The organism is Shewanella sp. BJSY2023SW007 (assembly GCF_047314525.1).
GTDB classification, from domain to species: Bacteria; Pseudomonadota; Gammaproteobacteria; order Enterobacterales; family Shewanellaceae; genus Shewanella; species Shewanella chilikensis.
Window position 1 is genome coordinate 11,492 of sequence record NZ_JBKORL010000011.1, and the last position, 26,679, is coordinate 38,170.

A 26,679-nucleotide genomic window follows, 5' to 3' on the forward strand; every position below is an offset into this window, starting at 1 on the left:
TCTTCATATGTGCAAGGACAAAAATCTGCGCCAGAGCACAGCCCGCCCCAGCTTGAGAACTCAAGAAAGCAACACCTTATATTTTCCTTTTAAAACAGTAGCTTTAATATTTAACAGTAAAATTATTCAGTTCTTTTTTTGAGCGTTTTATTTCTCAAAAAACCTCAAAACCCCTGCTGAAAATTGAAAAATGCCGCGCCGGCAAATACAGGCAAATAAAGGCGTGACAGATCACAGAGCCAAAGGAGTAATAACCCTAGTCTCAGTGCCATAGATCCATTTCCGGGAAATCCCGGCATAACAAGAGAGCGGCCATGTTTTCCATCACCATGTTGCCCGAACTGGGACACTTCCTGCTGATCCTGAGCGGCAGTTGTGCCTTGTTTGGCACCTTGCTTGCGCTGCTCAAGTATCGCGACCCTCGGCTAGAATGGCCGCTGCAACCGCTGCTGCTGGGGCAAGCGTTAGGGCTGACCGGCGCCGTACTCATGCTGGCACTGGCGTTTATCCTCAACGACTTCTCTGTGGCTTATGTGGCCAACAACTCCAACTCGGCCCTGCCGCTGTTTTATAAAGTGGCCGCGGTTTGGGGTAGCCATGAAGGGTCTTTGCTGTTTTGGATGACAGTAATGGCATTATGGGCCTGGCTGGGACTACAGAGGCGCTCGCAAGATCACAACTATCTGTTGATGCTGCACGGCAGTTGTTCGGCGATTCTCAGCGGCTTTATCTTCTTTATGTTGCTGTATGCCAACCCCTTTGCCCGCCTGCTACCGGAAGTGCCGATAGAGGGACGCGATCTCAGCCCCATGCTGCAGGACATAGGCCTTATCCTGCACCCGCCGCTGCTGTTTCTTGGCTATGCAGGCCTTGGGATCTGTTTTTGTATCGCGCTGGCATTGCTTGTCAGCCAAAAGTTCAGCGCCGCCCGCCTTGACAGGCTCAAGCGCCATCTGCTGTTAACCTGGGTGTTTCTCACTGCAGGTAACGCCCTGGGCTCCTGGTGGGCCTATAACGAATTGGGCTGGGGCGGTTGGTGGTTCTGGGATCCGGTGGAAAATGCTGCCTTTATTCCCTGGCTGGTGACCACAGGCGCGCTGCACTGCCTGCAGATCAAAAACCACAATCCCTTGGCCCAGCTCTCAGCCCTGGCGCTGGTGCTGCTGGGCTTCAGCCTGTGTCTGCTGGGCACCTTTATTGTGCGCTCCGGCATTATTCAGTCTGTACATGCCTTTGCTGCCGATCCCGAGCGTGGGATGATCATTCTGTTGTTGTTGCTGCTCTACGGTGGCGCCGGTTTCAGCCTGTTTGGCCTCAGATGTCGCCATCACTGGCAGCCGGGCAAGCTGACACCACTTGGCCGGGACGGTCAGCTGTTGCTAGGTAGCCTGATCTTGCTGACCATGGCGCTGACTACCCTGCTGGGCACCCTTTACCCGCTTTTCTATCAGGCACTTGGCCTAGGAAGCCTGTCGGTAGGGGCGCCCTACTTCAACACCCTGTTCGTGCCCATGTTGGCACTGCTGCTCTTACCCATGGCAATAAGCACCCTGCCCCATATGGCGCCGGGGCGCCTAGCTCTGTTGGCCCTGATCACTATAGCTGCGACCGCACTGGCACTATTTTTCAAAGGCAGGCTCACCCCCTGGATGCTGGCGGGCGGTGCCATGAGCCTGTTTCTGCTCTGCACTCTGCTGCTTTATCTGTTGCCACTGGGTGACACTGCCGGCAAACGCCGCAATATTCCCATGCTGCTGGCTCACACCGGCCTTCTTGTCAGCATCATAGGCGCAACCGGAGTCAGCTGTTTTGAGCAGCACTCGCTGCTGCGTATGGGGCCGGGCCAAGGCAGTATTCTGGGTGACTACACCTTTATCTATGAGCAAACCCGCTTGCTGGACAAGCCGGCCTATCGCGGAGAGCAGGCGGTAATTCGGGTTGAGCACAATGAGCAACTGCTTACTTACCTCTATCCGGAGCGGCAGGAATTCAACTCCAACGGCATGTCGCTGTCCCAGGCGGCCATCTACCGTGGGGCCTTTGGCGATCTCTATGTCTCCATGGGCACCCAACTGAGCGACGAAGAATTTTTGGTGCGCCTCAGCATCAAGCCACTGGTGAGTTGGATCTGGCTCGGCGGTGCCTTGATGGCCATTGGTGGCCTACTGGCCCTAGGTAGCCGACGTCAACGCCTGCCGAAAACCGATTTATTAACCGCCTCAGGGAGACTTCAACATGATTAAGCTAATGCTGCTTGGATTATGGCTCAGCTTTGCTTGCGCCGAAGCCCAGGCGACCGACATGGATATCGCCCGCCTCAGCATAGATATTTCCAAGGAGTTGCGCTGCCCCATGGCCACCAACCAAAACCTGTTTGAGTCGGAAACCGCCATTGCCAGTGAGCTCAAGGCACAGATCTACTTGATGCTGCAGCAGGGCAAGAGCCGGGAGCAGATCCTCGACTTTATGGTGGAACGCTATGGCGAGCAGATCCGTTATCAACCCTCGCTGAACGCAGGCACAGCACTGCTATGGCTGGGACCTGTCATCTTGTTACTGGTATTGCCCGGCATGCTGCTGTTTTTCGGCCGCAGCAACAATCCATCCCCACACGATCAGGAGAATCCATCTTGAGATCTTACTTGCTTCTATGTCTCGCCCTGTTGCTGCCGCTATCGGCCCAAGGGGGCATAATGCAGCACAAGGCTTATCACACAGGGGAACCTGTACCAAACAAGCCTATGATTATGCGTGAATTTGTTGAAATGCAGCACGCCAGAAAGGTAGCAAAGGTGACCTTTGCCGATCTACAGGGTAATCCCAAAACCTTGGCTGAATATCAAGGACGTTTGGTGCTGCTGAATCTCTGGGCCAGCTGGTGCCCGCCCTGCCTGCGTGAGATGCCGGCACTGGCCAAGCTGCGCAGTAAACTGCAGGGCAGCAGTATTCAGATAGTGCCGCTGTCGATAGATGAAGATCCGGCTGCGGTAACCCCTTTTCTGGCCAAGCATGAGCTCAAGCTGGATGACAGCTGGATAGACAGCAAGAAAGAGATAGAGAAGATCATGCCGGCCAATGTGGTTCCGGCGACTTATATTTTTGATCCCAATGGTAACTTAGTCGGTTTTATCCGTGGCTATCTGGACTGGGATGACCCGGATATCGCCGACTATCTGTTGCGCTTTGCCGCCAAGTATCAAACGCTGGCCCAAAGTAAAGCGCTGCAGTAAATAGTGCAACCGTCCCGGAGCATCTCCCCAAGTCACTCCGGGCCACCTTAGGCAAATCTCTCCGCCATACTTTTTGCCCGCTTTCCCGTCACGCACGCCTCTTTTGTCGGGAAAGCCTTTTTCTCAGAAATGATCGAAACTCACTTCCACCGGAACCCCCTCAATCGCCAAAGGCAGATGCTGATGCAAAGCAAGCGTAACCTTGAGTGCCGGTTTGTCCCCATCAAAAGGACCGGACAGCTGCTTGGGCACCTTGCCCACTAACTGGGTCGGCTCTTTAATTTCGGCGCGGATTAAGGTGCCATTGGGCAGTTTAACGCTGGCCAACTGCCCCTGAGCAACATAGTCAAGATACTCGGGCGCCAGATAGCATACCACCACAGGCTGTGCCCGCCCCGACAGCCAAAGCATAGGCTGCTGCTCGGCTATGGTTTCCCCTTGTTGTACCAAAACATCGGCTACCCGGCCGGCAAACGGCGCCTGTATGGTCAACTGCCGCCGTTTGGCCTGCAGTTCTGCCAGCTTTAACAGCAGGCTGTTGCGACTCTGGGCTATCACCCCCGCCTCCCGCTCCTGCTGCTGCAACTGCCTTTGCTGCAACAACTCGGCCCTGGCCTGCTCCAGGGCCATTCTGGCACTGGTATGGGCTTGCATCACCGCCGCCATATCCGCAGTGGGAACAACCCCCTGTTTACGAAATGACTCAAACTGTGACAATAATTCATCCTGACGCTTTACTCCCTGTTCAGCTACCAATATCCGCTGCTGCAATTGTCCCAAAATAGCCTGATCCTGTTCCTGCGATGCTGGTGTCAGCTCGGTTAACTGGCGCTGCAACTCTTCAATACTGGCGTCCAGACCGGCATCGGCTATGCGACCAAGCACCTGACCTTGCTCCACCTCAGAGCCCGGCTGCACCGAAAGCTCCAATAATCGCCCCTTCTGCATAGCCCGCATCTCCAGCGGCTCTGAAGTCAAGATTCCCGGCGCCAGCACAAATAAACTCGGACGCAGCAACACCCAAAGCAGCAAGACCACAGGGGCGATAACCAACAACAGCAGCAGATACCAACGCCATTTCATTCCGCCCCGTTTCGCCGGGGCATAATCCACCTTTAAACCTTGATCCCGTGTAGGTTGTTGCGCCTTGGCGGCCGCTTGGTAAGTCACTTTCACTAAAATTTTCTCCCACGTTTCAGCACCCACCAAGGAGCCATGGAACTCTCTTCATGTGCGCGTCTAACCGCTTCATTAATCAAAGCAAACAAGCTGACACTGCGCATAAACAAGGCATAGAAAGGATAAAGGGGCAACCAGAGCAGCAGCCTTAAATCTTGCCGCGGCCGCTCGGAAATCGCCAACAACACCAGCAGATAGAAAAACAGCAAAAAAGCCAAATAGGCCAAATAGATAGTCAGCGTAATTGTTGCCAAAAACTGCCAGGGGTACGCCAGCGCTACCCCTAAGCCGTAAAGCAGAATGACAAAGGGCATCAGCACGTTTTGCATAACACCGTAGATCAGCGTAAAGACGAAGGTAGCGCCTCCCAGAAGCCTTGGGGAAAAAGCAGGCCAGTGCTTGCGAAAGTAGAGAAACAAGAGATCCCCATCCCAACGCAACCTTTGCCAGACAAGGCTCTTGAGATCCATGGGTGCATCGGTATGCCCAATCGCCAGCGTAGCAAAGGGAATGCGCCAATTGGGGTGACGACCGAAGTACTGTTTTAATCTCAACGTCAGATCCAGATCCTCGGCAGTATGAGTATCCCAGCCGCCTATTTTGATCAGCACGTCGCGACGAAAGGCGCCGAAGGCCCCAGAGATATTATTGAGCAGATTCCAGTGTCCAAGGCCCGTCTTGCCCCCCTGCATGGAGATCAAATATTCTATCGCCTGCATCCGGGTCCACAGCGAATCATTGACATTTCGTACCCGCAAAGCGCCGCCGACGGCCGGCACATTGGGATCGACGAACAGGGGCACGATTTGAGAAACCATATCATTGTCGAACGAGGTATCGGCATCGGCATTAATCACCAACTCACCGCTGGCTCTGGCCAGACCGGCATTTGAAGTCGAAACCCGCCCGCCACGTTGCCACTTTGGCAGCACAATAATCTCCCGCCCAGGGCGACGACATTCAGCTGCGGCGGCTTTGGCAACTGCAAAAGTTTCGGCGTTTTGTACCGCGCCATCAACCACGGCAATGATCTCTATCTCCCCTGGATAGTCCTGTTCAACCAGGGTGACTATGGTTTGCCGCACCGCTTCTTTCTCGGCGTAGCAAGCAATGATGCAACTGACCTTGGGCCGATAAGCCTTTTCAGCCTTGGGACAACGGAATGTTCGCCAGTGCCAACCGATGACGCCTGAAACCACAATTAACATCAATGGTATTTCATAGAGGAAAATCATCGGCACCAGCCAGAGAAATAGACTGACGTCTGTGGCAAGCTTGTGCCAAATATCCAGACTCATAAACGCCAGAGTATTGAACTCACTCACCGTCCAATACCTCTGCCTGTTGCAGACGACTGGCCAACCAGGATTCAACTTCAGTACCAAGCTGCTGATCCGGCAGGCTGATCGCCTTGAACCTGAGTCTCAGCTCCCCTTCAGGCACGCTGTCATTGAGCCGCTGCAGTTTTTGCTTCAATGCAGGTAACTGTGACTCGCCGGTGTAAGGCAATAGTAATAAGACCCCTTGATCATCATGGCTATTACAGGCGTCCGTTACCCGCACCAGACTCAATAAGCGCTGCTTGAGCGCATCAAGCAAGGCTAGAGCGCGGGTTTCTCCGCTGCTGGCCAGATCCGGCGCCAACGCCTCCAGCTCCAATACCAGCAACAGATGCTCATGACCATGACGCAGCGCCAGCTGATTGTGCCATTGCAGCAACCAGAGGAAATGGGCCCGACTCATCTGTTCGCCAAGCGCGGCAAACAGTTGTTGCTGTACGCCATGGCGCACCAATTCTCTTCCCTGCTCCGCCAATTCATAGTCAGCAATACGATGTATGCTCAACTCGTCCGGTTGATGCCCATTACCACAGTGCAAACAAACTGCCTCGACTTTAGCTTCCAAAAACAAGCTATTACAACTATTACAATGCTGGTTTTCTATCGGTCGGTCATAATCGACACCTATATGCCGCAGCCGCTGCAAACAGTTGGGACAACAGAGTCCGCCACTGCGACTGAATGCTTGCTGATTGTCCACATGACCACAGTTAAAACAGTGCAAACTGGTCTGCATATCTATTTCTATGCTGCGGCACTGGGGACAGAGATCGATATAGTTGAGGTGCCCTGAATGACACTTGCAGCACAGTCTAATCCTGTCTCTCAACTTGGTGGATGCCAGCCAATGCCGGTTCATTAATTTATTTAATAGGATCTGACTTTCCTTCGCTGAACCAGTCAATAGCTGCAGCAGTGGATACTCATAAAGATGTGGTTTTTCCGGCGTAGCCACAGGTTGCAAGCGATACTCAGGAAATAACCACATAAAACTCAACAGCCGATAACTGACATCATCCTGGCTGGGTAACTTAATTAAGCTCTTCCTTTGCCAATAATTTTCAAGCTCTTGTTTAAAGTCAGACTGAAATAAACCATTGGCCAGGTATTCAGATAGAGGGCTTGGCGTTACTACCTTAATCATGGCCATAAAAGTAGATGGCTGTTGCCTCAACAGAATAAGCGCTTGGTCCTGAACTTCAGTCGGCAGGTTCAGGCAGATAGCATCATAAGCAAGACCGGTATCCAAGAATGCAAAAACATCATTAAACACTTCAAAATCATTGCTATATAATTCTTCACTTCTATCACCGACCCAACAAGGAATGGCCTGCGCCTCAACATGGATATCTGCTCTGGTAATAGACATATAAATCCCGACAATGACAAACCCGCCAATGAGAGATGTAAAAAATTATTGGCGAAGTTTTTACGAATTGATTAGATATAGCTGAACTTCAATAATTGGAGATTATATAGACAATGAAAAAAAACGCCAATATTTTGACAAAAAACCGAATTTGCCAATTCTTCAAATCAAACTATCTTACAAATAATTATATTTAAAAATAAATTTATAAAACGTAATCAATTTAAAAAAGCAACATACTTACTTTTACTCCTCAAAAGTATCAAGCTGTATCTATTAATTCAGTTTCAAAACCATCCACTTTTATATCCTGTTGTTTGCCACTGATGGGATCAATAAAGCGCAACCGACAAGCCATAAGTTTGAGGGGCTTATTGAAATTGTCTTCGCTCCTGGGCTGCAACTCAGGGTAAAACCTGTCGTTCAGCAGTGGCATTCCAAGACTCTGCATATGCAGCCTGAGTTGGTGAGTCTTGCCGGTAATTGGACTCAGATTGAACAGCCCCATATCGCCATTAACGGCGATGAGACTGATTTCCGAGTGACTGTTGGCCTCCCCCTCGGCCAAGCGCATGATAAAACTGGGCTCGCCCTTGATGAGGCGATTTTTCACTGTCCAGTGCAGCGGCAGGCTAAGTTCACCAGTTGCCAATCCCGCCTGAAGCTCTGGCGTCAGCCGCGCCAGCGCCTGGTAGTCCTTGCGTATCTGGCCTTCACGGAACAGCGCATGATAGGCATGCCGGGTTTCGGGATCTGTGGACATCAGCATGACTCCGGCCGTTTCTCTGTCCAGCCTGTGCGCCGGCGCTATGGTTTCTATTCCGGTGCGGCGCCTTAACCTGTGCACCAGGCACTCGTTGACATAGTTGCCGCTGGGAGTCACAGGCAAAAAGTGCGGTTTGAACACCAGAATGCTGTGTTCGTCCTGAAACAAGATCCGCTCTTCAAAAGGGATCCGGGTTTCTTTGGGGACTTCACGGTAATAGTAGACCCTGGCGGTAGGCCGATAAGGGGTATCAGCCTGGATAAGCTCACCATTTTGCCAATGCACCTTGCCGGTTGCGACCCGCTCACGCCAAACATCGGCATCAATGCGGCTGAAATGGTCGATAAGAAAGGCCAAAACAGTGGCTTTGTCGGTCACATCCCTTGGCAAGACTACATAGGAGGGCTGTGCGGCTCTGTCTGTTTGACTCATAACTCTTCCGGCAAAATAAAAAATGGCGACTCGGGCCGCCATTCTACTCTATCTGCCTCAGATTATTCGAGGCGAGTACACTCAAAGCTGCTGCTGAACATGGGACTTAATCAACTTGAGCACAAAGTCCATGGTCTTGTGGCAATCAGGTTGATTCAACAGCAGCTGTTTGTCCTTGTTGTATAAGGGCAAAACTTCCAACCAACGCTGACTCACCCAAGCGGCATCATCCAGATGCACTTCTGATGAGTAGAGCCCGCGCAAGTCCGGGTTGACCTCATAAAACTGCTCCAGCGCCGCGCTGATAAGGGTGAACTCGCCCCGAATAGGCTCCTCGGCCCAGTTGGGACAATCCATTACCTCGGCCAGCCAGCGGCCATCTTTTTCCTGTTTGGCGGACAGGACTTTGACCCTTTGCTTGCCTTCCAGGGTGATACTCAGCGAGTCATCTTCCAGCTGATTGAAGTCGATGAGCTCGCAGCGAGTGGCAATGGGGAAACTGGGCGGCATGGCAACGCTGTTACGCATTCCGAAAGCCAGCGGATATTTCCCCTTCAGGACATCGGCCACCATGCTCAGGGTAATGGGGTCAAGGATCCTGATCTCAAGCCGTCCACCTGGCAACAACAAGGCATCATAGGTCAGTAACGCCATTTCCTGTGTATGCATAGCAACCTCCTTCCCCTCGGGGAGTGAGCAACCGAAAGCGAACCTGAGGTTCAACATTCGTTTTAAAGTCTAGCAGTTGCTGAAATTTCATCCATTGGCAATTTAGGCTAGTCCTTAGGTCTGCTAATGAGTTAGACAGGCATTGAGTGGGTTTTGTTGCAAGCGTATTTACAGAAGCTCCAACCTTTGGGCTATTTTGCCGCCGAGAAATACCTCGGCAAATTCGTCAGCCAATCTGTTACTGATATCGGCGGCGCGGCGCCAATATTGAATTCGACTGGCACTATCCAAGGTTTCAAAGTCCTTGCGATCTGGAATTTTGCCATAGGGTAACGAAGCGACAAACTCCTCAGTGGGCGCCAACAGCAAGGCATTGTGATAACGGCGCTTGGCCCGGCGCCATGGCAAGGATTTATCGAACCATCCCGGCGCCATATGGGGATAAAAATGCGGATACAGGGTCAACCCCGGCGCCTGTGACAGCGGCAGGTCGAAATGGTAATCGGTGATGCCGCCATCATAGAAGTGCCCGCTGGTCACACCGCTGATTTCGGTTACCGGTGACAGCAGCAGTGGAATAGAACCTGTAGCCAGCAATACGGCTTCGATATTGTCACTGCTGAGCAAGGCGCTGTCTCCCGGGAGATCTTTCAACTGAGCGAAGGGAGAACCCTCTATGGCAGAGGCAAATACCAGACGCTCAAAGTGCCACCCCAAGGTGCGGCGACTGACAAGGTTGGTCATGGCGGTAGCGCCCAGACCTGCCGCCAGCGCCAACTTGCTGCCGGCCCGGTTCAAGTGACGAGCGCGGCACACCACTATGTGACTGCGAATATGCGGCTGTTTGAGGATCTCTTCGGTGCCGCTGGTGCCTAAAATCCCGCTGACTATACCGCGGACCTGGCGGCTGACCTCTTCCCGACTCGGACGGGTTTCATAGCGCTGGCCTATGTAGAGCTGTTCCAGCCTTTGATAAGCCGCCAGCGGATCTGCCTGAGCCAGACAGGCCAAACGCCAGGCGCCGGATGAAGCACCAAAAGTGTAGAGCGGAGTCTGCCTCTGTTTGAAAAACTCACCAAACAGGTATTTATCTAGCCCGGCAATCCCCAGCCATTTGGGACCACCGGATGCCGCCAATAGTTGAGTAAAATGCTCAGGATTTAATCCCTGTTCCATCAATGTCTGATGGGCGTCTGTACCGGCAAGAAATCGCAAGTTAGCCAAAAAGTCACTCCCTGAGCCGCAAAAGTCACAGGCAAGATACCGCAGCCTTGCACGGCAGCCAAGTTTGACTCAGTATTTCCCTCTCCTCCCGACGGCTCCGAAAACGGCCGGGATAGCCCTTGTTTAAATGTCCAAGAAAATGTTCGAAAGACAGATTTGAAAGTAGAGATAGTCATAAATAGGCTGTTAACTCAAAAACCACTGTATAAATAAAAGCAAAACAGCCAATTAACCCCCCAAATAAACCCAATATCAGCACCATATCGCCAAAATAGGCAGCTCCCCAAACAACCAAGTTCAGGGAAAGATTTTCTCGAAAAAACCAAATGTTTCTAGAACGCTGCGCTCTGAGTTATCACTTTTACGTCTAAATGCATCAATTGTAACAATGCTAATATCCGCGCAATAAAAATGCTGTTTTGAATCATTCAAGAGGTCGTATGCGCTTAGCTCTTATTTCACTGGCAGTAGCGAGTCAACTGACTGTTCCTGCCGTCTTTGCTGCCGAAGAGCAGCCCAGTATCGAAACCATCTCGGTCATAGGTTCACGTATCGCCCTGCGGACCGCCACCGACAGCGTGGCACCGGTCGATATCATTACGGCCGAACAACTTGAAGCCACTGGCATGACGGAAACCGCCAAGGCGCTGCAGTTTGCCGCACCCAGCTACAGCTTCCCCTTCTCCTCGGTCACCGATGGCTCAGATGCCGTGCGTCCCGCCAGTCTGCGCGGCCTATCACCGGACCATACCCTGGTGCTGGTTAACGGCAAACGCCGTCATGGCTCGGCACTGGTCCACCTCTCAGGGACTGTGGGCAAGGGCTCGTCCAACGTCGACTTGAACGCCATCCCTATGACGGCCATCAAACGCATCGAAATTCTCCGTGATGGCGCTTCGGCCCAGTATGGCTCTGACGCCATCGCCGGGGTGATCAACGTAGTGCTCAAAGACAACAGTGAAGGTGGCATGGTATCGGCCCAAGCCGGTCAAACCTATCAGGGTGATGGCGAGCAGTGGCGTGTCGGCCTCAACCACGGCCTCAGCATAGGTGACACTGGCTTTGTGAATCTGTCGCTGGAAGCGCATCACAAGAACAGCACCAATCGCGCCGGTTTGGATCCGCGCCAGCAATATCCATTGCTGGCCGATGGCAGCCCGGATCCCCGCGAAGAAACCGTTAACCGCAAGAATCACCATGTGGGTGACGCCGAATATGACAACCTGGGGTTGTTTCTCAATGCCGCTCAGGAGTTTGCCAATGACAGCAAACTGTACGCCTTCGGTGGCTTGAGCCAGCGCGAGACCCGCTCAGGCGCCTTCTTCCGCCGTCCACTGGATAGCCGCAATGTTGCCGAAATCTATCCCGATGGTTTCCTGCCGCAGATAACGCCCAAGATCACAGATCAGTCTCTGCTGCTGGGTTATGAATTTAACCTGGGCGAGTGGCAGTTGGATGCCTCGGCCGGATACGGCAAGAACCGCTTTAAGTACCGGGTTGAGAACACACTCAACGCCTCTTTGGGCCCCGGCAGTCAAACCGAATTCGACGCAGGCACCCTGTCCACCGAAGAGTGGAACCTGACTCTGGATGCCTCACGTTACTTCGACTTTTACAATGACTCAGAGCTCCTGGTCGCTGTAGGCACCGCCTGGCGCCAGAACGCTTATCAGGTGGAAGCCGGAGAGCAAGCCTCTTATGTCAATGGCGGTTATCAGAACAAGGCCGGCGGCAGCCAAGGCTTTGGCGGCTTTACCCCAGAATCGGCGGTAGATGAGGATAGAGACAACATAGGTGTCTATCTCGAGGTGGAAAACCAACTGACCGACGACTTCTACTGGGCCGCCGCGGTGCGCTATGAAGACTATTCCGACTTTGGTGACAACACCAGTTGGAAGCTGGCGACCAGATACGATCTGACCGACAACCTGGCACTCAGAGCCACTGCCAACACCGGCTTTCGCGCCCCCAGCGTGCAGCAGTTGTACTTCACCAATATCTCGACCCTGTTCAACCCGGATCCCGTGACAGGCCAGCTGGTACCGACCGAATCGGGCACCTTCAACAACCTGTCTTCCGTGACCCAGGCGCTGCAGGTAGGCAAGCTGCAACCCGAGTTGTCAGAGTCCTTCAGCCTGGGTTTGGTGTACACCAATGATTCCGGTCTGGCGGTGACTCTGGATGCCTATCAGATCAGCATAGATGACAGAATCGTGCTCTCCAGCTCACTGACACCGGCCGACTCCCAGGTGGTGGCAGATGCACTGGCCGGTACCAACGCCGAGTCGGCACGCTTCTTTATCAATGCCGTAGATAGCCGCACCCGAGGTGTGGATCTGGTGGTGACCCAGGACTTTGATCTCGGCAGCTACGGCGATCTGCGCGCCAGCCTGGCCTATGCCTATAACGACACGGAAATCCGCGATATCCATCTGCCAAACCTTCTGGATGGCCTGGAAGATCAGCTGTTTGACCGTATAGAGCAGACCCGGATGACCAAGGCCAATCCAAAGAACACAGGTAACTTGGGGCTGACCCACAGCCTGGGCGACTTCAAGACCAACCTGCGCCTGAGTTACTTTGGCCCCTACACCATAGGTTACTCCCGTGAAGACGTGGAGTACGACGGTAAGTTCACCGTGGATCTGTCGCTGACCTATGCGGCCACAGATAACCTGAGCTTCACCGCCGGGGTGCAGAACCTGTTCGATACCTATCCGGAAAAACGTCCGGATGACAACAACTTCAACGGGATCTTCGTCTACCCCTTGACCAACACACCTTTTGGTTTCAACGGCGGTTACTACTTCCTCGAAGCCAGATACAGCTACTGATTTACCGGAAAACACATTTGCAGGGAAACATATTTGCAGGGAAACACAGGGGCCGGCGATATCGCTGGCCTTTGTGCTTTTTGGCGCTGATGCCCCCTAATATCGGCCGCTTGGCAGCTCAGCCTGTCAGGCGCCTGCTGCTTCTCAAAGAGATCAAACTTCCAACAGGAATGCTATTATACTGAGCCAACCCCTTTCCCCAGAAGATACAAAATGATAGTGGATACTCTGGCCAACCGTGGCCATTACCGAGTGCTGGGCCCACGTATTCAGGCAGCCCTGGATTACCTGGCCGCAACAGACTTCAGCCAACTGGCCCCCGGCAGCTATGAACTGGATGGTAAAAAGCTGTTTGCCATAGTCAACGATTACCACACCAAGCCCAGAGAAACCGAGCCATTCGAGGTACATAGACGCTATCTGGACGTGCAGTATGTGGTCAGTGGTGAAGAGGAGTTTGGCTACCTGCCGCTGGGAGCCCAAACGCCCAGTCGCCCCTATCATGAGGCGCACGACTATGCCGAGTTTGATTATCAATCCAACCGCGAAGCCGCGGCATTTATCCCTTTGAAGGCCGGCATGTTTGCCATCTTCTTCCCCGGAGACATGCATATGCCGGGCACGCTGGCCAAGGCCGTTGCTGTCCGCAAGGTAGTCGTAAAAGTACTGTTGGATTAGAAGAGCACTTGCAGTAAAACGCCCGCGATTGCGGGCGTTTTTGGGTCAGTGGTTTACTTATCGTTCTGGGTTGTGGGCTTGCAAAGCATCTCCTCGGCGCCATAACCCCAGGTCACCCTGGCCTCGCCCTGATGCTCCCAGAAGCTGTAGTCACCGCCCTGATACTTGGCGCCGCTGCCGCTAGGCACACTGAACATCAAAATGCTTCTGTCGCCGCGCTCGGCAATCATGGTTGCCGGCTCTGTCTCGAAGAAAGTAGTCACCAACTCATTGGCCGGGTTGCCGTCACAGGCAAAGAATACCGGGCCGCTAGACGCCACCAAATGATAACGGGCCTGCAGTTCTACTATCCGTCTTTGATATGAGTCCTTGGTACATTGCAGCTTGTCTTCATTCTTCCAACATTCGTTACGGCCCTTGATCCAGCCGCGCTGCTCGGCCTTGAGCAGGGGTGGCTGTTCATTGACCGCCTTGTCACTGGCCTTGGCATAAACTTCGGCCAGCTGCTGATCCAGCTTGGCAAGCTCGGGTTCCTGACAAATAAGCATCTCTATACTGGAAGCCCGCTCGCCCAAGGCGTTGCAATCAAATGTCGGCAGTTCCCGCTCTGTTGCCTGGGGCGAGGTTGAGCCATCACCTGTAGCCAATGCGGCGGCAACATCCTGGCTGTTATCCAGTGCCTGCTGCCCGCAGCCACTGAGCGTCGCCGCGGCGACCAACGCCAGTACAAGTCCTGCCTGTGAAACTGTCCCGAAACTCATTTTTGCTCCTTAATCTTCTCGCTAGATCTACTCGCGGCTGCCAAAGCCTTTGCGCAAACTAATGCCTAAGCCTAGTCTAAAACCCGTCGCCTGTCCGCTGACTGAATTAAATGTCAGATCAATGAGTTGACTATTAAGCCTTATCGACAAAATCCTGCAATGCCTGCAGATTGGCAATTTTCAGCAAGGCGCCCTGTTTTATGACCAGGCCCTTGTCGATAAGCTCTTTTACCGCCCTGCGATAGACCCGGCCAGAGGTGCCGAATCGCTCCGCCTCCTGATCCGGGCTGCCACAGGAACCCAGCATCACCTCTTCGTGTTGACGCCTGAGCAGATCGAAAGCGATGTTATAGCTGATGGGGTGCAAGAGCCTATTGGTGTAGATGTCCAGCGAGTCCTGATAATCCCAGGCCAGGGCGCTGGCAAAAAAGAGGGTAAATTCGGGTTGTTGCAGCAGCATCTGCCTGACTTTCTTCAGGCATAACTGGCGGATTTCCATCGGCTCTTCGGCCACCACACTCCACTGACAACTGGCGGCGGTAAAGAACTCCATCTCACCGAAAAGGTGCCAGTCGCAATCCAGCTCCCCCAATTGAAACCTGCGACCGTTGACGGCGCAGATATTCATCGACACCCGGCCTTCGGGCACCAGGCACATATGGGTCAACTCCCGTCCCTGAGACAAGAGATCTTCACCGGCCTGCAGCAATTGGCTCTGGCCGCAGCACTCGAGCATGGCGTCGCAAAACGCCTGGTGAGACTGCTTTAGATGCGCACTGAAACGCCCGGTGCTGTATGGTTGCAGCTGCATAACAACAAGATCCCGTAAAGATGATGGCTCATGCTAGCCCATCAGCCTTACGGGCACAAACTTCAACAGCATAGCGCCTCCAGCGCCGCCAAAGACGCCAACTTTTCCCCCTGCATCATGGCGCTATCTGCGTCGACATACTGGTTGATGCCCTGTTGCACATCTTCACCATACAAGACCACATTGTTGAGCACCGCGGCCACTTCCAGGCCTCTCAGGCGGCCAAGCGTCAGCAGCGCAGCAGTTTCCATGTCGGCCCCCAAGACTCCGAGTCGATGCCAATGACGGCAAATCTCCAGCTCATCATCCCGGTAAAAACTGTCGTGTGAACGCACTATGCCGGAGTGGAAGCGGCAATCCCGGCGCTGCAAATAGGCCGCCATGGCATTGATAAGCTGCCGACTCGCCAGCGCCGGATAGCCGGGCGGCGCATAACAGCCGGAGCCACCGTCATCGCGCACTGCGGCCTCCACCAGAATCAATTCGCCCAAGGCTATCTGCGGTTGCAGCGCGCCGGCGGATCCGACCCGAATGACACGGCGGGCGCCACACTGATACAACTCTTCCAGGGCGATGATCGCCGATGGTGCGCCTATCCCTGTGCTGCAAACTGTGACAGCCACGCCTTGGTAAAATCCGCCCATGCTGCGAAACTCACGGTTCTCCGCCAGCAACCGGCCATCGTCCAACAACGCGGCAATCCGATTGACCCTTTGTGGCTCACCACAGAGGATAACCCGCTCACTCACCTGCGCCGGAGACAGACAGATATGCGGCTGTTTATCGGCACTCATCAGCAAGCCTCCGCCGGACGACTGCCATTGTCTTTGGCGGTACGCATCCACTGACGGGTGCCGTTGGCGGCAATAAACAGCAGGATGATGTATTCAATCGATAGGGCATAAACCCCTTGGGCGGCATAGATGCCGACACTGACCACATTGATAAGTACCCAGAGGATCCAGTTCTCGACATATTTTCGGGTCATCAGAATTTGCGCCACCACAGACAGCACTGTCATCACTGAATCCCAGAAGGGGAAGGCATCCGGCTCCAGCACAGGCTGGGCCAGCCCGGCACCAAACAGGTTGAGCGTATCGACACTGACCTGGGCAAAGAGAGCAAATACCGGGTCGATATAGACAGTCATCAGGCCGATGCCCAGCACTGAAACCGCCGCGGTAAAGGCCAGTTTCTGCTTCGACAGCCAACGCACCTTAAGGGTGTCGCCGGTTTGCTGATCCGGCCGGGTCCAGGCATACCAGCCATAGAGATTGGCGCAGAAGAAAAACAGCTGCAGCAGCAAAATGCCGTAGAGCTGTATTTGATAAAAAATAATCGCAAACAGAGTTACATTAACCAATCCAAACAAATAGTTAATCGTTTTTTCCTGGCTGGCGAACCAGATACAGAGCAAACCAAATACTGTGCCCACGGCTTCAATCCATGACATGGCATAGCCACTGCCAATAGGAATGTTCACCAGGGTATTATTGATATCAAACCAGGCGGCAATATCCATCATCTATTCCTTGCATTATTGTGTTTTGCGCCCATGTAAGCAGATGGCAAAGCTCAAGTTAAGGACATTTGTCCACCTTGGCTGATTTAAGTCACAGCACACAATTATTTGATCTCTTCAGCACGGCGTCCATGCCGGTCACAGAGGTTCACAATAGAGTTTTTCCACTTTTGGGATTCGCTTTTTTCGATTCGGCAACATTGGGCGCCATGTAACATTTTGGTTAATTCACTCAAGTCAGATGTGACTCAGTTCACTTTCCCCTGTTAGGTATCCCGCCATTATTCGGACATACCTTGGAAGCACTTACCCAGCTATGAAAGATATAAAACGACTGGACTATGAATTAATGCAGGTGCTTATCGCCATAGATGAGCATAGAAATTGCCAAAATGCAGCCCATGCATTGAGGATTAGCAATTCTGCTATGAGCAGGTACCTCAAGCAGCTCAGAGAAATTTTTGATGACACCCTGTACATCCGCCGTGCCAGTGGTTTTATTCCCACCCATAAAGCAAGTCAATTACTGCCCATGATTAGGGAGTTGTGTCAGCGCTATCAGGAGTTGGAAAATCAGTTCACCGAGTATCAACCGGCCAAATCACGGGAGCACTTTGTTATTTCCGTTTACGATGACTTCAGTCCGATTATTCACAAAATACTCAATAATAAGGTGCGCCCTTTCGCTCCAGATATGAGTTTTGATATTCGAATTCTTTCCCACGAATACACCACAGAACTGGAAAACGGCAATATAGATATTGCCGTAATGTCAGAAAGTTACACCGGCGCCCATTTACAGGGCAATCTATTTGCCGAAGTGAAAAACTTGTATTTATTGGGCAACCGTAAACATCCTTTCTTGCAGGATAATGTGCAGGTGACTTTGGAAGACCTGTTCAAATACCCTTATTATGAGATGGATAATTTCTGCGATTTACCCGAACCTTTAATTGTCTCGGCAGCCAGACGGCGCAACCAGGATTGTGTCATTGCCGGCTCTACCGGGAGTCTGGCCAGCCTCGCCTGTGTACTGCTGGATATGCCTTACTACTCCATATCCTGCAATCTATTTACCACAGATTATATCGCCAGCTTTCCCAATCTTATTTATAGAAAACTGCCCCTCGAAATAAGTCAGACGCTTTTAAGCGAAATAAACACCAACAGAGATATAGGCCATTATGTCGTGGTCAGTGATCTAAATAAATCACAGGCCAGAGACTGGCTTAAGGAGGTATTGATCAGAGAGCTGAAAAGCGAATGGAATAGGGGAAGGTGCAAATAAGTCCTCGTGGCCTTCTCTTTTGTAGAGAGCGGCTTACACAGCAATTGGCGTTCAAGGCATCTGACTGAAGGCATGCCGGGGCCTGTCAAAGTCGGATAACGCAGAAAGCCGATTACTGTGAAAGCCCCGAAGGGCACACATGAGGCTTGTTCGCACCTTCCCAGGAAAACCCAACTCATAACAAAAAGTCTCCCGGAATGAACAATGGCAAGAGTTCGCTCTTGTCAGGGGGAGCTATTACCTAAGGGATAACAAGATGAAACCAAAAATACTGAATATGGCCACATATTCGGCAGGGTTGGCTGCGCTCCTTTGTCTGCTGGGACAAGGGGTTCAGGCGGCAGACAGCTGCCTGAATTGTCACAGTGATCAAGCCAAATTACAGACGCTGATAAAGCAACATCAGTTGGAAAAAGAGTCGCTCTCCGTCGAGCAACAATCTCTGCAACTTTTGGTAAGCCAAACAGATATGGGCAGCCATGCCGAACTCGGCTGTCGCGACTGCCACAGCAAGGCCGACAAACCAGGGGGCAGAGCCTGGCACCCAGGCGTTCTGGCCGATCCCAGTGCCGATGGCGGCAGTGTCTGTGGCGACTGCCATGGTGAGGAGATGATTACCAACTTCCGCCACTCACTGCACTTCACTGTCAATGGTGTCGCCAAGGGCTTGATGGAAAGATTGCAGCAGACCCCAGAGCGGGCCCAGTTGTTTGAACAGATGCACAACGGTGAAGAAGGCTGTGCCAGTTGCCACGCAACTTGCGGCCAGTGCCATGTCAGTGCTCCCGACTTCGCCGGTGGCGGCCTTTTGAACAAGCACGCCTTTATCGGTACACCGGATCCGGTCAAAACCTGTGAAACCTGTCACTATGAAAATGCCGAGCAGCACAAAGAGCAAGATGTGCACGTCACCAAGCACAATATGAGCTGTATCGACTGTCACAGTGCCCAGCAGGAATTCCACGGTCGGGACATCAAGCAGATCCCCGAAGGCAGACTCTACAGCGAAGGCCCGGACAGCAACAAAACCGGCCCTTACGAGCAGACTCAGAAACGCGACATTATCGTGGTGAAATGTGAAGACTGCCACCAGGATAAAGTCGCCGATCACACCGAACTTCTGAGCGGTAAGGCATCGCCCATAGATCACAATGCCAAGCTGAAGTGTACCGCCTGCCACACCCAGCCCTACAGCAACTGCTTCGGTTGCCACCAGGACGACACCTTGTCTGTGGGCAACTGGCAGAGTCTCAAGACAGCCGAGACTCCGGAGCAGAACATCAAGCTGGGGCTCAGCATAGCCAATGATAAAAACAGCAAGCTGATCCCGCTGAGCCATTCGGCCGGGATCAGTATCGATGCCGGGGTCAAGGTGGATCTCAAAGATCCGGCCACCAAATCCTATTGGGTGCCCTTTTCTACTCACTTTACCGCCAAGAACCCTCTGGCGACCAAGCAGGCACGCGAAAGTGGGCGCATGTGTGAAAACTGCCACAACACTGATGAGGATATCTTCCTCAAAGAAAGTGACGTTCATCTGGGAGAGACAGATCCCGTCTCCGAAAGCCAATGGATAGTCCCTAAAGAACGTTTACCCAAACACTGAGCCCAGGAGCCGAATATGAAACATAAGATGATAATCAGTTTACTGCTGTGCGGTCTTGGCAGTATGCAATACGCGCAGGCCCAGGAAGGCGCCTTTCAGACCTCAGGAGTGATCATGGGGCTGAGCAACTATCTGTGGCGCGGCCTGACCATCAGCGACGACAAACCCTCACTGCAGGCCGATATCATGTTGGAACATGAGACAGGTTTCTATGCCGGGGTCTCCTTTGAAACCTATAGGTATCAAGGCGATGAAGGCATAGAAAAAGACTATGAAATCGACTACTACGCGGGTTACTACCTGACGGTCAACGACGAATTGGGCTTTGGCTTCAATGCCATGCGTTACACCTATGGCGACAGTCACTCCAATCTCGAATACACACTGTCCATGGACTACAACAGCTTAAACTTGGCGCTCAACTATGATCAGGACTTTGAAACCTGGTACAGCGAGGCCAATTATGCGCTGCCGCTGGCACAATATGGCGAGCTGGTGATCCATGGCGGCTATTACTTCGATGCCGAAACCATGGGCTTTGAAGATAAGGGGGAACTGCAAGACAGCGCCTACGATCTGGCGCTGCGCTACAGCTATCCCCTGTTGTCACAGTTGGATCTGCTGCTGGAAGCCAGTTATCAGGAGTTTGAGCACGACCACTATATGATAGGACTCGCGTTCAACTTCTAATCAAACTAGTTAACGACTAATTCCTCACCATAATAATAATTAGCAACTCCCAAACTCTTGCCCCGCCCCTGCAGCGGGGCTTTTTTTAGGTTCATACTAGCCTTCCGGGTAATGCACCGGCTTGATCAGACACATGGCGAGCATTTTCTCGGCGCAATAGGCGGCGCGCAGATAGTCCCGCGCTTTAGCTCCCTTAAGGTTGTGACTCAGCGTCATCAGCCCGAGACGCTCGGCCCTTTGCGCCAATGTTGGCCTTGGTGTCGGCAGGCCATCGGCCAGCTCATCCAGCACCCCATGCAGGGTTTGCTGCATCAGGCCAAGGCGCGGCTGCGGCGCCTGGGGTGCTGACGGCTCGGCCAGCGCCTGCGCGAGTAGTTGCTGGTCGCCGGATTGGGGCAAGGTATCGAAAAAGAGGCTGAACCAGTTATTGAGCAGCAGGGACACAGGCCGCAGGTATAAGTGGCTGGCGGTGCGCTCGATGCGCGCCACTATCAGCTCGGGTACCCGCTCGCCCAGCAACTCCAGATTGGTCACGGCTCTTTGACTCAACTTGTTGTAAGGCAGCGAGAAACTCAGCAGCGCCCGCTCCCTGTCCCAATAGTGCAATTCCATACACTGACTGGCCTGATTGAAACCACTCAGGTAGAGACCGCTCGGCCGGAAACACAGGTACTCCTGTTGCCAGTCTATTTCGTCGGCAACAGAGAGACTCACTGGCTCCAGCGGTTTGGTCGCTGGGTAGACCCGGGTATCCTGCAAACGCCGCAGGCGCCCCCAGGCATTGAGTTCGGCCTGAGCCAGGGTTTGGGTCTTACCCTGCCACCCCAAGGCCGACGGCGCGCCTGCCAGCATGGGCAGACCGCGAAATACACTGGCATAATCCAGCTGCTGCTCGGCTTTGGGGCGGCTCTCGGCCAGGGTGATAAAACGCCCCTGCTCATCCTGCAATACCTGAGTCACACCATGGGCGCCCCCTTCGCTCTGCCAAGGAAAAGCGCCCAGCCCCAGCACCTGATCCGGCGCTTGTTGATAGGGTCTTTGCGTCTGTGGCTGGCTGCCTTCCAGAGCCGCCAAGGAGCGGGCCAGACAGCTGAGCAGCAATTTTCTATCCCTGACGCCTTGGCCCGAGACATATTTCTCCAGCGTGCCATGCAGCTGTTTCAAAGCGGTCAGTGGCAGATTTTGTCTGTCCATGGGCACCAGCAGGAGTTCCAGCTCTACCAGGGACGAGGGTCGCAACCTCTCGATGCCGAGCTCAGTCATCTGCTCCAGCAACTTAAGGCAACGGCTCTTTAACTGATCGCGGCTCTGCTGCCCCAGGTACTGCAACTGCGCCTGCTCATCGAGCAGCCATTGCGGCCATTCAAAGGCGATGGCCTGCTCACGGCAATAGAGCCAGACGGCGAGCAGCGCATAACACTGCGCCTCTTCGGTGCAGATAATATCCTGCAGTCCCTGTACACGCCGAAAATACAGCTGCTGCCCCTGCAGTACGACGCAGACTGTGCCTTGCGAAAGCTTAATATCCGCCGCCCAGCGGCGCTGACTCTGCTGGTACAGGCGGCGAACCTGAGCCTTGCCGGCATCATTCAAAAGCTCGGCCAGATGGAGTTCCACCCGGGGCGGCTCTTCGGCGCGAGTCTCAGGGGATGCAGGCTGCTCCAGCAGATAAAGCGCCGCAGCCACTATGTGTTTACACAGGCCGGAGGCGCCGCAATCACAGCGACTGGCGAGCGGGTTATCCCAATCCAGCAGCCCCTTTTGCCCTTCAAACTCAAAGCCATAATCCAGCATCTGCGGCTGGCTTTTCTCCAACGCCTTGCGGGCCCGGCGCACCAAACCTGCACTGCCGAGGCTGGTGAGTATGGTTTCATTCATCGGCGTAGCCCCATAGTCAGCGCCAGCCATTCGGCAAAGTTATCCGGGCTGAGTGAGCCTATCTCCATCCCCAGGCGCTGCAGGTTATCGGTGCTAAAAGTGCTATAGAAAGGCTCGGCATCGTGATTCATGGCGGTCATCCCCAGCATCTTGATACCACTGTCTATCATCCCCTGGGCCTGGGCCAGCAAGGCCTGCATCGAACCGCCCTCTTCAAAGTCGGACACGGTTGCCACCACAGAGCGCCCCGGCTCGGAGCAGAGTTGCTGACAATAGCGCCAGGCCTGGGAGATTAGGGTACCGCCGCCCAACTGGCAATTCAGCAACACTGACACGGGATCTTGGGCCTGCTCACTCAAATCCACCACTTGGGTGTCGAACACCACCAGCGACAACTTCACCGCTGGCAAGCGGGTCAGGATCCCGGCGATCACTGCCGAGTAAATCAGCGAAGTCGCCATGGAGCCGGACTGATCTATGCAGAGCACTATGTGCCAGGGCAGTTGGTGCTGCTGACGGGCATGAAAATAGACCCGCTCGAAACAGACCTTCTCGCCATCAAAATGCTTGAGGTTGCGGCGAATACTGGTCTGCCAGTCCAGATTGGCCAGCCGTTTCACCGGACTGTGGGCCTGGCGGTTGAGCCTGCCACTCAAGTTGTTGATATAGGTCGGCCGCAGGCGACGCAGCAACTCCTCGACCACTCCCTGAATAATCCGCTCTACCTGTTGCCGAATGGCCGGCTTGTGATGGGCATTGAGTTTCAGCAACTGCTTCAGCACCCCCATACTGGGAGTGATCTTTTCCAGCACCTGCGGCTGCTGCAACACCTGATGCAACCCAAAGCGCTCGACCGCATCTGACTGCAGCCTGTCGTTGACCGAACGGGGAAACAGGGTCTCCGCCGCCTCCAGCCAGTTGGTCACTGCCAACTCGCTTTCCCCCAAGCCAGCGCTTACCTTGAAGCCACGCTGCAGCAGGCCCTCCTGATAGAGCTGCTGCAACACCTCATCCTGTTGCTGTTGCCGGGAGCTGAGACGGGTATCAAGCGCGTTGGCATAGCGCCCCAACACCAGACGCCAGCGCGGCTTCAGTTGCTCATCCATTGACTCAATCCTTGTTGCTCCAGGTCACTGCGCAGCTGCCGCTCCAGCGCCAGCCCCTGTTGAAAGTCCTGTTCAGATATCCCGTATTGCAACCAATTCAGGCCATTATCCCACTGATTCAGCTGCAGCAAACGGCGGCAGAGCTCATCCACCTCTCTGGCATCCAGCGCGCAGAACAAGCCCCTCATGGCCGGTAGCTTATCGATAAACTGTGCCTCACTCAGCTCACTGAGCCAGTGATTCAGCATGGGCAACAGGCCATGGTCTTGCCGCAACCAGTGCGGCACCACCTTAAGCAGCGCCTCAATCACAGGGAAGGGATCGTTTTGCAGCTGCAACTGTTGCAGCAGTGGCGCCGGGTCCAACTTGTCCAGCTCGATAGCCAAGGCCTGCAGGACAAAATAGAGCACGGGTCGATGGGCGTTATGGCTTGTCAACCAGCGCAGTCTGTCACGCCAGGGAGACTCGAGCTCGTCCTGATGCAAGACTGCTACGCTCTGCAGATCCAACAGTAACTTCAGCGCCTCTTGATCGCTCAGGCGGTTGATTGCCGGTAAATGAAAGCCGACCTGATGCCATAGGGCTTTTTGGTAAGCCAGCAGCTCAATATCGGCAAACAGTGGATGATGCGCTGCCGCCAGCAAGGTCATAAAGCTATTGGCCAGTTGCTGAATGTCGCTGCATTGGCTTATCTGCTGCGCAATGGCATGGGCGCTCAGCTCTTCCGGCATCCCCAGATGCAGTGCCAACACCAGTTTTTCCACCAGTTGCTGCAAATCTTCCTGGGGCAACTCACTGAGCCGCCGTTTCACCACCAGCTCGAGACGCAGCCCCAGGCTGGATTTCTCGGCCAGAGCCACTTCCACCGCCGGAGTCCAATGATAGTTCCAATGTTCGTGGCGATGGTTGAACTTCAATTGCCGGATGACCGGCATACCATTTTGCGGCCTGGCAAAACCACTGCCCACAAACAGCAGCCGACACAGGAGGCGACGGCGCTCAATATGCTTGTCCGTCATGGCGTAGAGATCGAAGTGGCAGCGTCCAGGTTTATCCGTCTGCAATCTGGCCTTGCGACATAGCGCCAACACCTCTTCCACCAGCGGTAAACTGGGTTGGTCGGCCGGTAACTGCCCCAGGGCATCGCCGCTGAGCACCTTTTGCCAGGGTTCGAGTGTCGATGCCGACAGCTGCTGTTTAATCAGGCAGCTGCCCAGAGAATCCAGCAGATCATAGCTGCCGGGGCGCGCCAAGCCACGCAAACTACAGAGGGCCTGCAGATGCTCAAAGCAGTTTTTCTTATAGATCAGCGGCAATTGCGGCATCTGCTCCAAGAGGTAGAGCAACCAATCATCGGCGTTCAATTGCCGCTGCTGAAACTGCCAGCGACAGAAGGCCGGATAAGGCATACCGGCGCCGTAGCCTTTGCGGGCGTCCAGCAAGGCGTCACTGAAACGGATCACAAAGCTGTCTTGCGTGTCATCGACGACGATCGCCTCGGCCTCGTCGGCAAAGTTAATCAACGCCGGGGTATGAAAACCACCTGTGAGCACGGCCACTCGCTCATAGCGGCGGCGGGCCGCCTTGATATGGGCCCGCATCTGGGTTTCACGGGCCAGATCGCCCATCTCTTCCAGGATGTCTGTGCCAAAGCAGGCACGACTGGCGGCGCAGAACAGTAATACCTGGGTAAAGAAGCTCTCGGCCGAGGCGAAATTTTGTTGTTCAAACAAACGCTGCCAGAGTTCGTCGGCATCCCGGCAGCCCAGTTGTTGCTGTAGGCGGCGGCTGTAGTCCGAGCTTAAAAAGCGGCTATCACTCCAGCGGTTGCTTACACCACCCTCCTGCGCCTTTTCATCCAGATCGATGAAGATCACCTCAATGCCCTGCGCCGTCGCCCAGCGCAGCGCCTGCCATTCGGGGCTGTTTTCGGCCAGAGGGTAGTAGCTGCCACTCTGATAGATGGCAATGGGCGGCACCACAGTATCACGCTGCAGTAGTGACAGATGGCGGATAAAACTGCCGGGGGCTTCTATTAACACAGCCTGGGGCTGCTGGCGCTGCAACTGCTCCAGCGCCATGGCGGCGCAGGCGGGGCTGTGATGCCGCAGCGGCAACCAGCACACCCCGGGATCGGCCGCGGCGGCCTTGAGGAGTTCGCCAAACTCCTCTCTAAGGAGCATCACCTCATCCACAGCGCTTTTCCTGCCTGGAAGAAGGCTTGCCAGCCCTGGCGCTCTCGGGCGACCACATCCATGTAATGAGCTAGCTTCTTCACATCGTCGGCCTTGTCCTTGATTAGCGTGCCGTGCATCTGCTGCACCAACTGGGCGGCACTCATGGGCTCTTGCCAATAGAGGCTGTGCAGGGCGCAGCCATGCACTATATTAACCGCCTCGGCCGTGGACAGAGTGGCATCCATCGCCTGCGGGCCGACGGTACTGCGAAGGTCGTGAAATACCCGCACCAGCAAGTCCACCAGCGCTTCATCCAACTGCACCTGTTGGCCGCTGTCCGCCAGACGTTGGCTCACCTGAGCCAAAATCAGCTGGCGCTCCAGCAGAGGATCGCTGAGCACAGGCACTGTCTCGAAGTTGAAACGGCGCTTGAGCGCGCTGGACATCTCGTTGACCCCACGATCCAGCAGGTTGGCGGTGGCTATCAGGTTGAAGCCGGGCTTGGCCTGAATCGAGACGCCCAGCTCGGGGATACTGAGGCTTTTTTCCGACATCAGCGAGATCAGCACATCCTGCACCTCCTGCGGGCAGCGGGTGATCTCTTCGATACGCACCAGCTTACCCTGCTCCATCGCCTGATAGACGGGGCTTTTCAGCAGGGCTTCCAGACTGGGGCCACCAGACAGCAACAGGGCAAAGTTCCAGCTGTACTTGAGCTGCTCCTCCGTAGTACCTGCTGTTCCCTGAATGAGATACTCACTGCTGCCGCTGATGGCGGCGCTCAACAGCTCAGAAAGCATCGACTTGGCGGTACCGGGTTCACCGACCAGCATCAGGCCGTTGTTGCCCATCAGGCTGACAATGGCCCGCTCCACCAGGGCATCTTCCCCGTAGTATTTGCGGCTGATATCAAGCGCCGCATCGCCGCAGATAAAACGTCGCACCGCCCCGGCCGACATGGCCCAGCCCGGCGGAATAACCCCCTTGTCGGCCGCCATCAAGCGTTGCAATTCATCCTGATAACGCTGCTCGGCATGAGCCCGAATGACTTGTTCCATCCTGTTTGCTTCTCCTTATTGGCTGCCACCAGTAAGAAAGCAGCCTAATCCATCCGTTATC

The 26,679-nt window shown here is 54.1% G+C and carries 22 protein-coding genes; 8 read left to right on the forward strand and 14 right to left on the reverse strand.

The features are described 5' to 3' along the window. The first annotated feature begins 314 nt into the window (after positions 1-314). The 3 genes from ACMHXE_RS02540 to ACMHXE_RS02550 are packed head-to-tail and all read left to right on the forward strand — an operon-like array spanning position 315 to position 3,230. Positions 315-2,243 (forward strand): heme lyase CcmF/NrfE family subunit, encoded by a 1,929-nt coding sequence (locus tag ACMHXE_RS02540; RefSeq protein ID WP_101057543.1) that lies wholly within the window; start codon positions 315-317, stop codon positions 2,241-2,243. Further along, complete coding sequence (locus tag ACMHXE_RS02545) at positions 2,236-2,634, forward strand: cytochrome c-type biogenesis protein CcmH (RefSeq protein WP_071475497.1); 399 nt, start codon at positions 2,236-2,238, stop codon at positions 2,632-2,634. The genes ACMHXE_RS02540 and ACMHXE_RS02545 overlap by 8 nt, the downstream gene beginning before the upstream one ends. After that, positions 2,631-3,230 carry a TlpA family protein disulfide reductase gene (locus ACMHXE_RS02550; RefSeq protein ID WP_226564961.1) on the forward strand — a complete coding sequence of 200 codons (600 nt, stop codon included), beginning with the start codon at positions 2,631-2,633 and terminating at the stop codon, positions 3,228-3,230. The genes ACMHXE_RS02545 and ACMHXE_RS02550 overlap by 4 nt, the downstream gene beginning before the upstream one ends. Positions 3,231-3,353: 123 nt before the next feature. Here the strand turns inward: ACMHXE_RS02550 and ACMHXE_RS02555 are convergent, their stop codons facing one another. From ACMHXE_RS02555 to ACMHXE_RS02580, 6 genes are all read right to left on the reverse strand, one after another. Continuing rightward, positions 3,354-4,406, reverse strand: a complete 1,053-nt coding sequence (locus ACMHXE_RS02555; protein WP_335917360.1) for an HlyD family secretion protein — start codon at positions 4,404-4,406, stop codon at positions 3,354-3,356. Next, on the reverse strand, positions 4,406-5,734 hold the full coding sequence (locus tag ACMHXE_RS02560) for a glycosyltransferase (RefSeq protein WP_335917361.1): 1,329 nt from the start codon (positions 5,732-5,734) through the stop codon (positions 4,406-4,408). The genes ACMHXE_RS02555 and ACMHXE_RS02560 overlap by 1 nt, the downstream gene beginning before the upstream one ends. Next, complete coding sequence (locus tag ACMHXE_RS02565) at positions 5,727-7,118, reverse strand: hypothetical protein (protein ID WP_335917362.1); 1,392 nt, start codon at positions 7,116-7,118, stop codon at positions 5,727-5,729. Before ACMHXE_RS02565 ends, ACMHXE_RS02560 begins: the two co-directional genes overlap by 8 nt. A 262-nt stretch (positions 7,119-7,380) precedes the next feature. Further along, entirely contained in the window at positions 7,381-8,316 is a 936-nt protein-coding gene (locus ACMHXE_RS02570) for a pseudouridine synthase (protein ID WP_413731285.1), read from the reverse strand. A gap of 81 nt (positions 8,317-8,397) precedes the next feature. Beyond that, positions 8,398-8,985 (reverse strand): LON peptidase substrate-binding domain-containing protein, encoded by a 588-nt coding sequence (locus ACMHXE_RS02575; protein WP_025009287.1) that lies wholly within the window; start codon positions 8,983-8,985, stop codon positions 8,398-8,400. Positions 8,986-9,153: 168 nt separating this feature from the next. Beyond that, positions 9,154-10,209, reverse strand: coding sequence for an alpha/beta hydrolase (locus ACMHXE_RS02580; protein ID WP_413731286.1), 1,056 nt, complete (start codon positions 10,207-10,209; stop codon positions 9,154-9,156). Between the two features lie 440 nt (positions 10,210-10,649). Between ACMHXE_RS02580 and ACMHXE_RS02585 the strand changes: the two genes are divergently transcribed. Both ACMHXE_RS02585 and ACMHXE_RS02590 read left to right on the forward strand, forming a co-directional pair. Further along, positions 10,650-13,043, forward strand: a complete 2,394-nt coding sequence (locus ACMHXE_RS02585; RefSeq protein WP_413731288.1) for a TonB-dependent receptor plug domain-containing protein — start codon at positions 10,650-10,652, stop codon at positions 13,041-13,043. A 213-nt stretch (positions 13,044-13,256) separates the two neighbouring features. Then, entirely contained in the window at positions 13,257-13,721 is a 465-nt protein-coding gene (locus ACMHXE_RS02590; protein WP_054745014.1) for a YhcH/YjgK/YiaL family protein, read from the forward strand. A 53-nt stretch (positions 13,722-13,774) separates the two neighbouring features. Here the strand turns inward: ACMHXE_RS02590 and ACMHXE_RS02595 are convergent, their stop codons facing one another. The 4 genes from ACMHXE_RS02595 to pnuC form a co-directional block, all read right to left on the reverse strand. Next, entirely contained in the window at positions 13,775-14,482 is a 708-nt protein-coding gene (locus tag ACMHXE_RS02595; RefSeq protein ID WP_413731290.1) for an MliC family protein, read from the reverse strand. Between the two features lie 133 nt (positions 14,483-14,615). Further along, on the reverse strand, positions 14,616-15,293 hold the full coding sequence (locus ACMHXE_RS02600) for a Crp/Fnr family transcriptional regulator (protein ID WP_413731292.1): 678 nt from the start codon (positions 15,291-15,293) through the stop codon (positions 14,616-14,618). A gap of 62 nt (positions 15,294-15,355) precedes the next feature. Continuing rightward, a complete protein-coding gene (locus tag ACMHXE_RS02605) occupies positions 15,356-16,087 on the reverse strand; it encodes a nucleoside phosphorylase (RefSeq protein ID WP_146509693.1) in 732 nt (243 codons plus the stop codon). Then, on the reverse strand, positions 16,087-16,818 hold the full coding sequence (pnuC, locus tag ACMHXE_RS02610) for a nicotinamide riboside transporter PnuC (RefSeq protein ID WP_269149838.1): 732 nt from the start codon (positions 16,816-16,818) through the stop codon (positions 16,087-16,089). Before pnuC ends, ACMHXE_RS02605 begins: the two co-directional genes overlap by 1 nt. Positions 16,819-17,131: 313 nt before the next feature. Between pnuC and ACMHXE_RS02615 the strand changes: the two genes are divergently transcribed. The 3 genes from ACMHXE_RS02615 to ACMHXE_RS02625 all read left to right on the forward strand — a co-directional run bounded on the left by ACMHXE_RS02615 (position 17,132) and on the right by ACMHXE_RS02625 (position 20,399). Next, on the forward strand, positions 17,132-18,103 hold the full coding sequence (locus ACMHXE_RS02615) for a LysR family transcriptional regulator (RefSeq protein WP_101056755.1): 972 nt from the start codon (positions 17,132-17,134) through the stop codon (positions 18,101-18,103). A 256-nt stretch (positions 18,104-18,359) separates the two neighbouring features. Further along, positions 18,360-19,709, forward strand: a complete 1,350-nt coding sequence (locus ACMHXE_RS02620; protein WP_101056756.1) for a hypothetical protein — start codon at positions 18,360-18,362, stop codon at positions 19,707-19,709. A 15-nt stretch (positions 19,710-19,724) separates the two neighbouring features. Beyond that, complete coding sequence (locus ACMHXE_RS02625) at positions 19,725-20,399, forward strand: TorF family putative porin (RefSeq protein WP_165565690.1); 675 nt, start codon at positions 19,725-19,727, stop codon at positions 20,397-20,399. Positions 20,400-20,495: 96 nt separating this feature from the next. Here ACMHXE_RS02625 and ACMHXE_RS02630 read toward each other — a convergent pair whose 3' ends face one another. From ACMHXE_RS02630 to ACMHXE_RS02645, 4 genes are read right to left on the reverse strand one after another with little or no spacing between them, the layout of a single operon-like run. Next, positions 20,496-22,307 carry an SWIM zinc finger family protein gene (locus ACMHXE_RS02630; protein ID WP_413731294.1) on the reverse strand — a complete coding sequence of 604 codons (1,812 nt, stop codon included), beginning with the start codon at positions 22,305-22,307 and terminating at the stop codon, positions 20,496-20,498. Continuing rightward, a complete protein-coding gene (locus ACMHXE_RS02635) occupies positions 22,274-23,383 on the reverse strand; it encodes a VWA domain-containing protein (RefSeq protein ID WP_234555287.1) in 1,110 nt (369 codons plus the stop codon). The genes ACMHXE_RS02630 and ACMHXE_RS02635 overlap by 34 nt, the downstream gene beginning before the upstream one ends. Next, the gene (locus tag ACMHXE_RS02640; RefSeq protein ID WP_412502358.1) at positions 23,368-25,578 is read right to left on the reverse strand and encodes a DUF5682 family protein; all 2,211 of its coding nucleotides are present in this window, start codon (positions 25,576-25,578) and stop codon (positions 23,368-23,370) included. Before ACMHXE_RS02640 ends, ACMHXE_RS02635 begins: the two co-directional genes overlap by 16 nt. Further along, on the reverse strand, positions 25,566-26,618 hold the full coding sequence (locus ACMHXE_RS02645) for an AAA family ATPase (protein ID WP_025886825.1): 1,053 nt from the start codon (positions 26,616-26,618) through the stop codon (positions 25,566-25,568). Before ACMHXE_RS02645 ends, ACMHXE_RS02640 begins: the two co-directional genes overlap by 13 nt. Positions 26,619-26,679 lie beyond the last annotated feature (61 nt).

Excerpts from the sequence above, each read along its gene's own strand:
- pnuC (WP_269149838.1), bottom strand. The coding sequence starts at position 16,818 with ATGATGGATATTGCCGCCTGGTTTGATATCAATAATACCCTGGTGAAC.
- ACMHXE_RS02545 (WP_071475497.1), top strand. The coding sequence starts at position 2,236 with ATGATTAAGCTAATGCTGCTTGGATTATGGCTCAGCTTTGCTTGCGCC.
- ACMHXE_RS02625 (WP_165565690.1), top strand. The coding sequence starts at position 19,725 with ATGAAACATAAGATGATAATCAGTTTACTGCTGTGCGGTCTTGGCAGT.
- ACMHXE_RS02575 (WP_025009287.1), bottom strand. The coding sequence starts at position 8,985 with ATGCATACACAGGAAATGGCGTTACTGACCTATGATGCCTTGTTGTTG.
- ACMHXE_RS02645 (WP_025886825.1), bottom strand. The coding sequence starts at position 26,618 with ATGGAACAAGTCATTCGGGCTCATGCCGAGCAGCGTTATCAGGATGAA.
- ACMHXE_RS02585 (WP_413731288.1), top strand. The coding sequence starts at position 10,650 with ATGCGCTTAGCTCTTATTTCACTGGCAGTAGCGAGTCAACTGACTGTT.
- ACMHXE_RS02615 (WP_101056755.1), top strand. The coding sequence starts at position 17,132 with ATGAAAGATATAAAACGACTGGACTATGAATTAATGCAGGTGCTTATC.
- ACMHXE_RS02630 (WP_413731294.1), bottom strand. The coding sequence starts at position 22,307 with ATGGCTGGCGCTGACTATGGGGCTACGCCGATGAATGAAACCATACTC.
- ACMHXE_RS02605 (WP_146509693.1), bottom strand. The coding sequence starts at position 16,087 with ATGAGTGCCGATAAACAGCCGCATATCTGTCTGTCTCCGGCGCAGGTG.
- ACMHXE_RS02635 (WP_234555287.1), bottom strand. The coding sequence starts at position 23,383 with ATGGATGAGCAACTGAAGCCGCGCTGGCGTCTGGTGTTGGGGCGCTAT.
- ACMHXE_RS02570 (WP_413731285.1), bottom strand. The coding sequence starts at position 8,316 with ATGAGTCAAACAGACAGAGCCGCACAGCCCTCCTATGTAGTCTTGCCA.
- ACMHXE_RS02595 (WP_413731290.1), bottom strand. The coding sequence starts at position 14,482 with ATGAGTTTCGGGACAGTTTCACAGGCAGGACTTGTACTGGCGTTGGTC.
- ACMHXE_RS02565 (WP_335917362.1), bottom strand. The coding sequence starts at position 7,118 with ATGTCTATTACCAGAGCAGATATCCATGTTGAGGCGCAGGCCATTCCT.
- ACMHXE_RS02620 (WP_101056756.1), top strand. The coding sequence starts at position 18,360 with ATGAAACCAAAAATACTGAATATGGCCACATATTCGGCAGGGTTGGCT.
- ACMHXE_RS02590 (WP_054745014.1), top strand. The coding sequence starts at position 13,257 with ATGATAGTGGATACTCTGGCCAACCGTGGCCATTACCGAGTGCTGGGC.
- ACMHXE_RS02600 (WP_413731292.1), bottom strand. The coding sequence starts at position 15,293 with ATGCAGCTGCAACCATACAGCACCGGGCGTTTCAGTGCGCATCTAAAG.
- ACMHXE_RS02540 (WP_101057543.1), top strand. The coding sequence starts at position 315 with ATGTTTTCCATCACCATGTTGCCCGAACTGGGACACTTCCTGCTGATC.